This window comes from Calothrix sp. NIES-3974 (assembly GCF_002368395.1).
In the GTDB taxonomy this organism is placed as follows: Bacteria; Cyanobacteriota; Cyanobacteriia; order Cyanobacteriales; family Nostocaceae; genus NIES-3974.
Window position 1 is genome coordinate 5,793,975 of the sequence record NZ_AP018254.1, and the last position, 13,300, is coordinate 5,807,274.

Consider the following 13,300-nt stretch of genomic DNA (forward strand, 5'->3'; position numbering starts at 1 on the left):
ATTCATGAAACTACGTTGATTTATGGCGATTTGGCATTATCATCAGGGAAAACCTAAGTTAAAATTTATCGGTCTATACAGTCTGTCAAGGGTGATTTTGGTGATTTTAATTTGGAAAATCCCCAATTACGACTGCGCACACTTACGACTACAGTGAATACAAATTTGAATCATGATTACGACGGAAGCCTATAGGAAAAGTTGACACAGCAAATATTTCACAATCCATAACCTGGCTCACACCAACGTTAGAGTAATCCAAAATCATATAAGATAGGTAAATGACGTTTTGTGAGTTTGTAAGGTGTCTGATTCCCCCTCTTGGCGTGACAAATATTTGGCGTTAATCGCAGAAATTGTGGAGATGACCTTAAAAGGTAAAATTAGCTCCACCGAACAGATATACCAAATGTTGTTGCAAAATGTGAGTTTGGGGACAGGGGAGATTTTTGAATTGACCTTAAGCGATCGCCTAACTGAAACTCAAACGGAAGTTGCTCAACAACAGGATGAACTCAAACAAGCAAAAGCTGGGAGAACTCTGCGTGCATTGAAAACGATTCAAACCCAGTGGGAACGCGCTCAATCCCAAAATAAAATCGCGGAATTTATTTTTAATGCTGTCAAAGAAATCACAACCGCAACACCGGAGCAACGTTTGGGGGTATTTTTACGTTTTACCGACCCGAATCAGGAATATACCCTAACTCAACCCCAACTGCAACAGTTAATCAAATCCCTCCAGCAATATGCGCAACCAGAATCCGATTTAGCAGAAATTTGTGCAGGTGTCACCCAGGGGATTGCCACTTGGCAACGGTTGCAGGATAATTTAGTCAGTTGGATGTACGAACGTCAAAATAATATTGGTTTTGGCGGTATTCCCGGTGAAAATAGTCCCTGGGCAATTTGGGCAAAACAAATCCACAGTCCCTTTCCCCACAACTTATTCCAGACCCTTGCAAGGGAAGCCTCAATTATCGACTTTGCAACTCAACAAAATCAACTGAGTTTACGGGAATGGCTAGAAACTGCGATGATTCTCCAATCCCTACAACGGGGTTTAGTGAATTGGTTTGATAAACAAGCCTATAATATCAGCGCTGGCTCAAAACTTTCCATTTCCACCTATCTCACCTTTGCAGTGATTTGGAGTTATTTAGGAACTGGCTTTCATCACCTAACTACCTACCGCGAAGCCTGTCTGCAAATTTTGCTGCAAATTTTACGCAACTTTGCCCAACGTCCCTATTTTCCCCTTTATGGTGGAATTTTCGCCTCCTTTTCCGGTAGTTATCTACGGGATGCTCTCAACTACCTCGACGAACCCCTCAAACGGGTGGATAAAACCCAAGAAAAGGCCAGAATACTCACCTTACTAGGATACTCCCAAAGGGCACTCGGAAACAGCGATCGCGCCCTCGAATTTCACCAACAAGCTCTAGAAATTGCCCGCAGTGCTGATGATCGGGTTTGCGAAATCGCCAATCTCAACCACCTCAGTCGTACCTACGTTACCCAAGAATTATACCCGGAAGCAATTGATTATAGTCAACGCGCTCTAATTCTCAGTCGTCAAGTTGGTGATAAAACAGGGGAAGCTAATGCCTTGATTAACTTGGGTTACAGCGAAGTCATGCAAGCTCAACAGCAACAAACTACAGAACCGGAAACCTACACAACAGTAATTAATTATCTAGAACAGGGTCTAAGACTGAGCGAACAACTTGGCGACCCCCAAAGTCAAGCTTTATGCTTAAGTAGTCTCGGTATTGCCTATTTAGTCACGGGTGATTTTACTACTGCCATCAAACACCTGGAAGCCGGATTTAATACTGCTCAAGTTTCTGGAGATTTGTACCTCCAAGGTCGAAATCTCACCTACCTCTGTCAAGCTAACTACAACTTACAAAACTACGAACGAGCAATTTATACAGGTAGTTTGGGTATGTATCTGTTGGCACAAATTTCCTCCCAGGAATGGCGGAATACCGCATCTATGTTGTTAATTTTACGCGGACAAATCGGTAGCGAGCAGTTTAATCAGCACCTCCAACAAAGTCGCAGTCGGATGATTGCGATTATCGGTATTGATGGGTATGACTATATTCCCAAATTATTAGTCCAGTTTCAAGAGGAAATGTAATTAAACATTTGATAATTATCGCAATCCGATTTAATTCGTGAAAAATATTGGTTTTGGCTGTACCCGACGAGAAGTCTTCTCGTAAAGAAATCGCACTACGCGTGTCTACGTCTATGGCTGTTTATTGTCAATTGTTAACAGCAACAACCCTAGATGTAAGATTTTACCCGCTCGGACTACTATACCCGGATTTATCACAAGTAAGTTATATCGTTTACGCGAATGCTTGCTACATATCAGGGGCTGTAACCATTGATTATTCTAGTTTCATTTATTGCAAAGTACAAGAGAATCGATATTATAAGTCTTGAGTGACGGATTAATTTTCCTTCTACGGACTATCCCTATTCCCCACTCCCTGTCAGTTTGAGAAATTGGCGAGAAATGCAGGTATAGTAATGGCGATATAGTAAGGCTTGTCTTGGGATTATCAGGAAGTCCATAAAAGTGAATTGCCATTAATGGGAATACGCCTATTCCACTCCCGTGTAATATCAAAATATCGTAAAAACGCCGTGAGGAGAGAGTGTGTATAGTTACCAAATAGAGCTAAAGGGCGAAGTATTGCAGGTAGGTTTTAATCGTAACTTACCAGTCCAAGGCGATCGCATTGTCAAAGATGCTTTGGAACAATTAAACCAAATGATTGATCGGGGGGAAATCCCTGGAGGTAAACGCATACTCATCGATGGACCACAAACAGTTCCCGTTGCCTATGTTTTATCCCATAAACTTGTTCATTTATACTCAGTAGTTGCCGTCCTTGACCCCAAACTCGGTAGTAAAACCAGTACATCGGATGGTTCTATTCGACACAAAACCTACATTGTCACCTCAGTCCATGGTTCCCCTGAATACCAAGTGGGAGATTTGATTGAAACTAGAGAATCCCAAAGGGAACGTAGTATTATTAAAGTTGTATTATGTGGGCCAACGCAGTCGGGTAAATCATGTCTGCGGGATGGTTTAAAAAGGGCAATTTTAGGTAATTTAGGCGCACCCTACCCCTATATCATCACCGCTTGTCCCGATGGGGAAGGGTCTTGGCATCAAGAAGCATACGAAAATAACGAGTTATTGGCGAAGGATTGCAAACACCAGAATAAAGCCGAATTTACCCCAGAATTTGCCGAGAAAGCAGCAGAATGGGTCAGAAATGCCAATCAGCTAATTAATATTATTGATGTCGGTGGCAAAACTTCACCGGAAAACAGAACTATTATGCAACCAGCGACCCATGCAGTAATTTTATCTAGGGATATGGATAAATTTGCCGAATGGGAAAACTTTTGTCAATCCCTGGATTTAAAAATTATCGCAAAAATCCACAGCCAACTTGATACAGTAGAGGATAGTGTATACTTGGCGGATGGTTGGCAAGAAAACACCAACGAATTATTGGAAAAAACCCCTTTACTGACAGGTAGTGTACATGGTTTGAAGCGAGGTGAGTACCTATCAGAGCGTCCGATGGTGCAAGCATTGGCAAAAGTTTTAATTCATTTAACGAAATGCTAAGTATTAAAAAGTACAGAACAAAAGATATTAATGGGGATGAAAGATAATATAATACCCCGTATTGGGTATTGAGGAATGAGTTTTATTATACACTGAATATTTTTGCTGTTGTAATTGTAGAAGTCATATTTGATTTTTATGACCTAGCCTGTATTGGTGTAAAAAAATAAGTACACCACTATTCCCTACTTTCCACCCTCTATTTTTCTTTTCAAGCGAGGATGTTAATCTATGCGAAAAATTATTACAACTACAGGAACATCATTATTAACAAATGCAGCGAGGGAATTTAAAAAAAAATCAGCAGATGTGACGGATAAAGAATTACATTTATTCTGGAAACAAGTAGGAGTAGAAGCCGCATCAGCAGAAACTAATTCATTATTAAAAATTGCCAAACCAGACGAAGAAATTGTTTTGTTGCATACAGATACAACTGATGGGTATAGATGTGCGCGAGAAGTGGAAAGATATCTGAAAAGCCAAAATTGGTTGCATGTTAGACTCAGAAAGTTACCACTAGAAAATAATGAGGCTCAATTTGAAAGTCATGGATTGCGAGAACTGGTAAATATATTAATCGATGAAATTAGTCAGGGACAACGGCAAAATAGAGAAGTTGTAATTAATGCAACAGGAGGTTTCAAGGCGGAAATTGCTTATACAACAATGGTAGGGATGATTTTTGAAGTGCCGATTAAATATATATATCAGAATTTTCAAAAACCCATTACATTCCCAGCCTTACCTGTTAGTTGGAATATCGATTTATTACTGGAATATGATAATTTTTTTCAATGGTTAGATGAAGAACCACGACTAAGACAAGAAGTGGAAGAATGCTTAAAAGCAATTCCAGAATCAGAACGCGATCGCATTCTTCCATTGTTGTTACCACCAGACTCAGAAGACTGCATTTATTTATCACCCGCAGGAGAAATTTTATGGAAACGAGTTAACCAACAACGGGATATAGGAAAATCATTACCAGAACCGAATACTTCTAAAATTCCCGAGAAAGATAAAATTTCCAATTCTTTGGATGAAGTCAAACATCATTATCCGAAAGGGACATTAAATTTTGCTCAAAAAATAGCCAAACTTGCACCTGTAGAAGAAATTATTGGTGGACATTTTGAAAACACCACAACACGAAGAGTCAAAAAAGTATTTGATGATGGTTCAATTCGGGTATTATGGGCTGATAATAAAAAGGCTGCAAATATTACAATTCGGACAACAGCACGAGGTCTCGCCCAAACATTGAATTTTTGTGATCAATATATTCGCCCTTTGTTAGATTCCTAATTCATGATTTAAAATTTAGCAACTCAGCAATCTTGTTTTACGGTGATTACCTTTGCTCCTGTGCAGGGTTTTATCGAAAAATCGTGTAAACTACGAGATTTATATGGTAGTTCCTATTTACTTTCCTATTTGGCTTGGGTAATCTGTAAAGCAGAAAAATCAGCCAAAAGTAACGGACGCGATCGCATTGCCTTTCGGGTATTATTCAATAACGGTAATTACTTAGAATGGGTATGTCCTTGGTGGCTGTTAGCAATCCAAAATCTAAAATTCCTACTTACCAAACCATAAAATCCCTATCTTCAGGCAAATCAAGTATATGAAAAATTAGAATCTTTAGTTGGCGAAGATGCAAAAAAAGCTGTCCAAACTATCAGACAACATGCTTATATCTCTGCATTTTGCGGTCTGATTCTTATCGTTCCAGGTATCGATGTATTAGCCTTTATTTTCAATACTTGGACAATGTATGCACGTATTAATACTGCCCTGGGTATTGCCCTAGGTAAAAATATTATCAAATCCGTTGGATTAGCGATCGCCACCAATGTGTTATCCATAATATCTGCCACCATACTTGTATCGCTTGGTGGTTCTGTACTGAAAATTATACCTGGTGTGGGAACTGCTGGAGGAATGCTGGTAACTTGTATTACCTTTTATACTTTATCCTCCCTCATGGATTGGATTTATCTCAAAGCTATCACCTTTCTGGTTTCTTCCGATATACCCGTCAATAGTCGAAACTTAAAGAAAGCAGCTAAACAAGTTAGTCAAGATAAGGATTTATTCGATAAATTGTGATTTCAAATATACTATACAGCCTGATGCGTCAAAATTAACTTCAAATAAGCATTTATATCCACTCCAAAGCGATCGCATCAAATACTTAGTCAACTTGAGTTCGAGATAAACTGAAATATCGATTCCATCCTTGGTTGTAATAAACATAGTTTCCCCATCAATTCCCGCACCACCGCGATTTGCTGCCACCTTTTCCCAAGCAGCTTGAAAGTTATTCAGATTGAGAAATTTACTTACAATATCAACCATTAAATTTTGGATTTTGAATTAGAATACGAGACGCGATATAGCCTCTTTCAGAAGAGCTGAACGCTAACGCGTCTCCACAAAATTCATCTGTTGGATTCTTTTTTAAAATTGGTATGACTTACTTCCTATTTCCTATTCCCTGTTTTCCGTTATCTCAAATTGATTAACGATGCGGTTTAATTCTTTGACTAACCAAGAATCAGGATTAGTTTCTAAAAATAATTCCAATAGAGTATGGTAATACCATAAAGTACCCGATTTTCCTCCGCTAAATCTATCCCAAGTTGCATCCCCATAGATAGATAAATCTTTCAAAATGCTCCGCGCATTATGTAACTTATCCGCAAGTGTAACCCGATTTACTGAAGCAGGAGCATGACGCAATTTTTTAATATATTCAGACTTACGTTCCTTCCAAGGTGATTTAGGAATAGTATCCGTATCGGTACAACTATCAACTATTTCCACAACCCTTATTCCAAACATATTTAAAATTACTTCGCGGGTTTCCACTCCTCCCTGGTCTTCCACCGCATCATGTAATAATGCAGCGATCGCTTCGTCTTCATCCCCTCCATCTTCTAAAACCAGCGCTGCAACACTGAGTAAATGGCTAATATAGGGAATATCACCCCCTTTTCGAGTTTGCTTCTGGTGTAATCGACTTGCATAAACTAAAGCTTGTTCAAAACGATTTGTTAATTTCGACATATTAATTTGATTCCTATGTAAAGATGATAATTAATCCCGTAGAGACGCGACATATCGCGTCTCTACGCAATTATTTTGGGTTGACGAATTTTATTTTCCACATCCCTATTCCCGATAAAATTGATAGGTTTCGGTAATTTCCTTTGCCATTCGCTGACGCAAACTCCAGGGTAAAATTACCTCCACGTTTGGACCCCAAGCTCGCAAACGCATGACGATGTTATTATCATTTTGACGATAGTTAATTTTGCAATAAATGCTATTTTTATATGATTTTACCTGGGAAATTAGATATTTTTGTTCAGGTAATGAGGTTAATTTGGATTTGATTAAAGTTTGTACTTTTATCGAGTCAACTTTGATAAACATTTCATCTCTTTCTGTCCCTTGAATATTATTCGCGTAAAAATACTGGTTAAATCGCAATATTAATAATTCCTCTGGTTGATAAATATCAAATCCCCAAGCTTCTGACATTTTATTTTTAATATCATTTGGACTGGGTGGATATTTTCCCCAACATTTATCAATGAGATGTTTAGGAATATGATATTTTTTATCTAATTCATCTCTTGATGGTGATAGGACTGATAATTCTAAAATCCGGTCAAGTCGATAGTCGTACCAATTAATTTGTCTCCAAGCATCCTCTTCTTCTGGTCGCGGTATCTGTCCATAGGCAAATAAATAGGGTGCGCGTTGATAGTAGTAAATACAGACCGGATAAACAAGACAATCAATCGTATCTTGATAGAGTTTTGCACTACGATAGGTTAATTTGATAAATGGTATTTTTTCCTGTTGCCATATCTGTTTCAATTGCTGTTGTAGGGATTCAACATGGTTATAGAGATGGGGGTGAATGATATATTCTGTATGGATGAAAAATCTTTGTACCCCATTTATAGGTTGGGATAGGGAATTATTAAATGCAGATAGTTCTTCATGGGTAAACTGCTCTCTATCTTTTTCTAGATAATTACCTGTAGATGACAGAAAAATTTCTGGAAATTCGTCTATTTTTGTATAGACATCATTGCCATTTTTCTGTTTGACGTTTAACCAACCCAGATTCACCAAGGCTAGGAAATCATTTTCCTGCAAATTACGACTAGTGACAGCGAATAACCTCCCATCTGTTAATGCTTTGGAAAAACGCTTAGATGCTTGCTGTTTATTTCCCGGATGATTCTCTTGACAGCTACTACCCACCCCTGTCAATAATAGTTTCTCCAATTCCACAGATTCAATTTCATAGTATTTGCGAAATGTCTGACACCATTGACTTTTGTCAAGGCGTAAATACGATGAAAATAACCAATCAATTAATTTGCGACTACATCTACACTCTAAATCGTGTAAACTCGGAATCGAATCACGCGAATGATGCTTTTTGGCATCAATAAAAAATAAATTTCGCCATTCTAAAAATGTAAATTCCTCTGCCAATGGTAATTTTACATCGTCATTTTTACCTCCATATAAAGAACGTAAAATCACCCATAATCTAACTGCTTTGGCTAAATTTTGCTTGAGAGAACCTGGTGTTAATAACTTTAAAACTTCAACTGTCGGAAGATAGTCAAAAATTTCCTTCTTCTCTGTTATCATCGCTGTCGCTGCTGGTTGGTAGATATTTATAGATTAGCAGTGGATGGAATTGGCTATTTCCATATTTCCAGACGGGTGTTACCGAATACAAATATGAGTTGAATATTTTATGTCGTGTATAAGTAGAGACCTAGCACCGCTACGTCTCTACAATAATTACGATTATTACGATAATTTTGGTTTTAATACAAAATGTAAATAATTATAATTTATGTCCAAATTTAGTAGTAAAGACGTGGCATCGCTATGTCTCTACTTTCGTGTATACTTAATTCTGTATTGTCTAATTTAGGTATCAGCAGTGCTAGAAATAATTGGTGTAATAATTCGGCTGATTCGTCCTTTTTTAGTACCGATTTGTTTTGTGACTGCGTGGGGTATTTTAGGTATGGCGCTCTGGAGTATGTGGAGTGCTGCCCGTGATAGTATTACCACGGCAAAAAAAATGCATCAAATCCCCTGTGCCAATTGTCAATTTTTTACAGATGATTATCGACTCAAGTGTACGGTTCATCCCTATATTGCGAATACGGAAGCTGCTATCGATTGTGCTGATTTTCAAGTAAAGCCGAATTCGTACTGGTATTAAGATTTCTCGTAATGATGCATTTGCTATATTCTGAAGGGTGGAGGACAGGAAAGTCAATAAAATTTGACTTCTCACCTTAGTCCGATTGATTGCGATCGCCTATTGTTTGCCGACTATGGATGAAAACATGACATTTCTGTACAGACGCGACATGTCACGTCTGTACTATCGAAAATATCAGAAATCTTCCCTATGGCATTGCATCAAATCGAAACTCAGTTCCCGTCCGTAATCGATTAGGATTCATTTGGGGAGACATGAGGATTGAAGAATTGTAGGGATTGGGTAAATCGGGGGTACGAATGTAGGGGTCATTGGTTGCTTGTTGTACTAGCAGGTCTTTGTATACCTTATTAATCAATTCCGCATCACGAGCAATTTCATTTTCGGGGAAAGAATTACGGAATAGGGTCCCAGGACCTAATAACCAATCAATTTCCCGACGGAAGGAATTATTGCGGTAAAAATCGGGACTATTCTTAAAGTATGCGCGTTCGATCACATCGCTTGCGGTTTCGTATAGTGATGGTTCCTGTTCTCTTGCTGAAACTACTGTGGATGAAGCAAAGGTGGCGGCTAATACAAGTAGACTACCCCAGGTTGGAAATTGACGACGCATGGTATTGGTCACTCCTAAAAATATATTGAGTTCAGCACAGATTAAATTATGCTGAATAGAAGAACTCGAATCGCGAGTTTAACCTTTGGTGTAGCACAACCCTTGACGATTTGTAATGACCTATTCCACGGAAAATTCTCCGCAAAATTCCCCCAAGAGCGCAAATACGGACTTAAATACGGCACGATTCTCTACAGGAGAAGTTTTGCGATCGCAATTACTCGATTTGATTTGTCAGCAAGCCTATCAGGAGGGTGATTTTACCCTTTCTTCGGGACAAAGCAGTAAGTACTACATTAACTGCAAACTTGTCACCCTCAACCCTTTCGGAGCTTTAGCAGTTGGACGAATCATTTTAGACTTATTACCTCCCCAAACCGATGCAGTCGCAGGATTAACCCTAGGTGCAGACCCCATCGTCAGCGCTGTCAGCGTTGTTTCTGCCTATGAAAACCGTCCCATTTCCGCTCTCATTATCCGTAAGGAAGCTAAGGGACACGGAACCCAAGCCTACATCGAAGGGCCAATTTTAGCCCCTGGAGCTAACATCGTGGTATTAGAGGATGTGGTGACAACCGGACAATCAGCCATGAAAGCCGTCACCCGACTCCGAGATGCAGGATATACTGTACATCAGGTAATTTCCCTCGTAGACCGTAAACAAGGAGGGGCTGAATTTTATCAATCCCAGGGTCTAGAATTTACTGCCATTTACCCCATTGAAGATATTCAACAAAGGTATAAACAACTGGTCAAGCAGTAATGATATCGTATATATTTATCGTATATATTGTAGAGACGCGACATGCCGCGTCTAACAAATACATCCCATCCGCAAAACGCATGTATATGTAGCCAATATTTTGAGAATTGGTATTAGAATTGTGAGCAGAAATTGCCAATCAAGATGCAAAAATGTCCATTTCCCAAGAACTTTGGTTACTTAATCAAGATTTAGCCCAAGCTTGTCTGCACCATCCTTTTGTCCAGGGAATTGCCACAGGAAATCTTCCCCAAGAAAAATTTGCCTATTACGTAGGACAGGATACTTTTTTTCTGCAAGCATTCGCTCGTGCTTATAGTATTGCTGCGGCAAAATCCCCAAATTTTCAGATTTTGACAACTTTTCACAATCTTGCAGGTGGAGTTCTCCAGGAATTGCAACTTCACCAAAGTTATGCTCAAAAGTGGGGAGTGGATTTACACAACATTACACCAGATATTGCCACCAGACGCTACACAGATTTTTTACTCGCTACCGCTTGGGGTGGAGATGTGGGAATGACCGCAGCAGCAATGTCCCCCTGTATGGCATTGTACGGATTTTTAGGACGGGAATTAGCAAAAGCTGGTATTCCCCAGCACGATTATTCCGATTGGATCGAGACCTATAGCAGTGATGATTTCAAGTTTCTCGTCGCAGAATTGGAAACTGTGGTGGATAAATATGGCAGTAAAAATGATATATTAGGCGATACCTATCGTTATGGTATGTTATGCGAGCTTGATTTTTTTAGTAGTGCCCACAATTTTCAGGGATTTTAAGTCTGTTAAATCACTCTTGAGCAACTTCGTTGAGGAGTTCAAAAAGCCAAACAAAATATCCCAACAAAATATTTAAGAGTCATAAAAGAACTCTCAGAGAATGTTTTTTAAGTATTAATCATCACTATTTTGACTATCCTCCTGACTCGGAACATGGGGTTATAAAGCTAATTTTTTCTTCGAGAGTACAGACGCGACATGTCGCGTCTCTCCCTGCTCCCAAAAATGATAATTCCAGTATTCAAAATGACTTTTTAATTAGGCGAAATCATACCATCAGCCGAAATACAAATTCTCAGGATAAAACTTAATAGAAATGCTCCAATAGTTAACCAATATTTATTCATCATAAATTTATTAATAAGCTGTTTTTTATAAATTTTATTCATATTTTGATGAAAAGATATATTTAATCAAAAGATGCGCATTTTTGAGTTTGTAGGAACCTGAAAAAATTGCAAAACCTGCAAAATCAAGGTTTTAATCGGATTCAACAGACCCTACATAGGGATTACTAGGATTAAGAAAAAGGGAGCAACTAAAATACCCTCTAATTCTTGCAAGACATGGAGACGCGATATATCACGTGCAAGAAACGCGATATATCGTGTCTTTACTATATTTTTCGCAAGCCCTATCTTATAGATATACTACCCATCCATCGTAAATTTATATCGTTTCACCCTCAGAGGTTTTACCCGGATTTATCACAAGTTTAGTTATAAGCTTTGAGTAATGGATTGATTTTACTTCTACTCCCAAAAAATGAGAATTGAAGTCAAAACTTCCTACCTCTGTTGAGATTAACTAGCAGTTTTCAAAACCTCCGGATGTCCTAAACGCACATATTTAGGTATAACCAAGGATTCTGAACCAGAACTAGCTAAAGAATACTTGAGAATCAGTGATTCTTTAGACGCATTACAGGAACCTTTCACTGTCACAGTTTTGCTTTCATCACAAGTTATTTGAGCTTGATGTAAGTAATGATAGCCATCTGTTGTTTCAAAGCTGATTTCCCCCAGCATCAAACTATTATTCTGGTTTTGCTCGCTAATTCTACCCATAATTTTATAATCAAACCAATCCCATCCGTGGGATAAAATTAATTCCCGTTCTAATACCTGTAAAGGTGGGGGTAAAATACTCCAACCGCGATAAACCCGTTGAAATAATTCCACACTTCCAACCCGCAGCAAAATCTCTCGAAATGCTTCTATATCTAACCGACCATAGTAGCGTCCATCGGATAAATCAATCGCTGTTGGAGCAAATCTGTGTCCACCAAAATGACTCGATTTCCAAATTTTAATATGTTGCAGTTTTAAATCACTAATTAAAGCTGAAGCTGCATAGAAAAAGGGATTACCATAACGAGAACAACATTTATCATGACTACCGTGGGTACAAACTAATATATCCCTTGTCACTTCAGATGTAATTTCGTCACTGGTGTCTCCTAACCACAACCATTTACGAATAATTAGGGCTACTTCTTCTATTTTTTTTAACTTAAATTCATGTTTTCGATAGTGGTTAGCAAATTCATGTTCCCGTTGATATATTAGTAAACTTTTCTCCTCACGCCTATGGGATTCATTATCAGAAATTAGCAATAGTTTAATGGGTAATCGATTATACTTAATTTCCTGCGCTAATAACTGTAAATTTTCAGGAACCCATTTCGATTCCAAGGCATTGTAAGCCCAAGGTTGGGGACACTCTATTAATATATATGCTTGATAATAGTTGGCGCTACCAATTATATCTTCTTGAATTTCGCGGGAATGGTCGGAACAAAAAAACATACTCATGACTCTTGTTAGATTTTTATATTGAATGTTTTATGGATTCATAGGCAAAGCTTTATAGATATAATCACCCCATTCAGACTGAAATTTAATTCACTTTTTTATTTGCCTTATATCATTAGTAATTTATAACTTGTTGTTTGTGTATATCATATAAGTTAATTTCATTCATCTACCAGTAAATATAGTTTTTCAAATTATGTCCTATTCATACCTGAAAATTAAGTTAGGCAGTGAACTAACCGAGCAAGTCTAATACTTAAGCTAATTCTGAAGTTGCTCACTTGTCCAGATAATCATACTTAGTAATGATTATTCGGATTAAATTTAACATTTTGAATACTGACAATATACTCTAAAAAACTCATTTTTGTGAGAATTAATGCAAT

At 38.2% G+C, this 13,300-nt stretch carries 12 protein-coding genes and 1 pseudogene; 8 read left to right on the forward strand and 5 right to left on the reverse strand.

Going from position 1 to position 13,300, the window contains the following annotated elements; genetic code table 11:
- The first annotated feature begins 304 nt into the window (after window positions 1–304).
- The 5 genes and pseudogenes from CDC37_RS23065 (at window position 305) to CDC37_RS23085 (ending at window position 5,776) form a co-directional block, all read left to right on the forward strand.
- On the forward strand, window positions 305–2,146 hold the full coding sequence (locus tag CDC37_RS23065; RefSeq protein ID WP_172892818.1) for a tetratricopeptide repeat protein: 1,842 nt from the start codon (window positions 305–307) through the stop codon (window positions 2,144–2,146).
- Between the two features lie 528 nt (window positions 2,147–2,674).
- On the forward strand, window positions 2,675–3,664 hold the full coding sequence (locus tag CDC37_RS23070) for a CRISPR-associated protein Csx3 (protein WP_096625499.1): 990 nt from the start codon (window positions 2,675–2,677) through the stop codon (window positions 3,662–3,664).
- Window positions 3,665–3,895: 231 nt separating this feature from the next.
- The gene (locus CDC37_RS23075; RefSeq protein WP_096625501.1) at window positions 3,896–4,972 is read left to right on the forward strand and encodes a putative CRISPR-associated protein; all 1,077 of its coding nucleotides are present in this window, start codon (window positions 3,896–3,898) and stop codon (window positions 4,970–4,972) included.
- Window positions 4,973–5,014: 42 nt separating this feature from the next.
- A pseudogene (locus CDC37_RS25885) lies at window positions 5,015–5,125 on the forward strand (type III-B CRISPR-associated protein Cas10/Cmr2); the annotation flags it as partial.
- 312 nt (window positions 5,126–5,437) lie between these two features.
- Window positions 5,438–5,776, forward strand: coding sequence for a hypothetical protein (locus CDC37_RS23085; RefSeq protein WP_096625503.1), 339 nt, complete (start codon window positions 5,438–5,440; stop codon window positions 5,774–5,776).
- Here the strand turns inward: CDC37_RS23085 and CDC37_RS23090 are convergent.
- From CDC37_RS23090 to CDC37_RS23100, 3 genes are all read right to left on the reverse strand, one after another.
- Complete coding sequence (locus tag CDC37_RS23090) at window positions 5,759–6,025, reverse strand: hypothetical protein (RefSeq protein WP_096625505.1); 267 nt, start codon at window positions 6,023–6,025, stop codon at window positions 5,759–5,761. The two genes, CDC37_RS23085 and CDC37_RS23090, sit on opposite strands and share 18 nt — an antisense overlap.
- A gap of 132 nt (window positions 6,026–6,157) precedes the next feature.
- On the reverse strand, window positions 6,158–6,736 hold the full coding sequence (locus tag CDC37_RS23095) for an HD domain-containing protein (protein ID WP_096625507.1): 579 nt from the start codon (window positions 6,734–6,736) through the stop codon (window positions 6,158–6,160).
- Between the two features lie 105 nt (window positions 6,737–6,841).
- Entirely contained in the window at window positions 6,842–8,347 is a 1,506-nt protein-coding gene (locus CDC37_RS23100) for a TIGR03985 family CRISPR-associated protein (protein WP_096625509.1), read from the reverse strand.
- A gap of 301 nt (window positions 8,348–8,648) precedes the next feature.
- On the opposite strand from CDC37_RS23100, the gene CDC37_RS23105 reads away from it, so the two are divergent.
- On the forward strand, window positions 8,649–8,936 hold the full coding sequence (locus CDC37_RS23105) for a hypothetical protein (protein ID WP_096625511.1): 288 nt from the start codon (window positions 8,649–8,651) through the stop codon (window positions 8,934–8,936).
- 190 nt (window positions 8,937–9,126) lie between these two features.
- Here CDC37_RS23105 and CDC37_RS23110 read toward each other — a convergent pair whose 3' ends face one another.
- Window positions 9,127–9,555 (reverse strand): hypothetical protein, encoded by a 429-nt coding sequence (locus tag CDC37_RS23110; protein WP_096625513.1) that lies wholly within the window; start codon window positions 9,553–9,555, stop codon window positions 9,127–9,129.
- A gap of 115 nt (window positions 9,556–9,670) precedes the next feature.
- On the opposite strand from CDC37_RS23110, the gene pyrE reads away from it, so the two are divergent.
- Both pyrE and CDC37_RS23120 read left to right on the forward strand, forming a co-directional pair.
- Complete coding sequence (gene pyrE / locus CDC37_RS23115) at window positions 9,671–10,318, forward strand: orotate phosphoribosyltransferase (RefSeq protein ID WP_096625515.1); 648 nt, start codon at window positions 9,671–9,673, stop codon at window positions 10,316–10,318.
- A gap of 152 nt (window positions 10,319–10,470) precedes the next feature.
- Complete coding sequence (locus tag CDC37_RS23120; protein ID WP_096625517.1) at window positions 10,471–11,100, forward strand: TenA family protein; 630 nt, start codon at window positions 10,471–10,473, stop codon at window positions 11,098–11,100.
- Between the two features lie 803 nt (window positions 11,101–11,903).
- On the opposite strand, the gene CDC37_RS23125 is transcribed toward CDC37_RS23120, so the two are convergent.
- Window positions 11,904–12,914 carry a sucrase ferredoxin gene (locus tag CDC37_RS23125; protein ID WP_096625519.1) on the reverse strand — a complete coding sequence of 337 codons (1,011 nt, stop codon included), beginning with the start codon at window positions 12,912–12,914 and terminating at the stop codon, window positions 11,904–11,906.
- Between the last annotated feature and the right edge of the window lie 386 nt (window positions 12,915–13,300).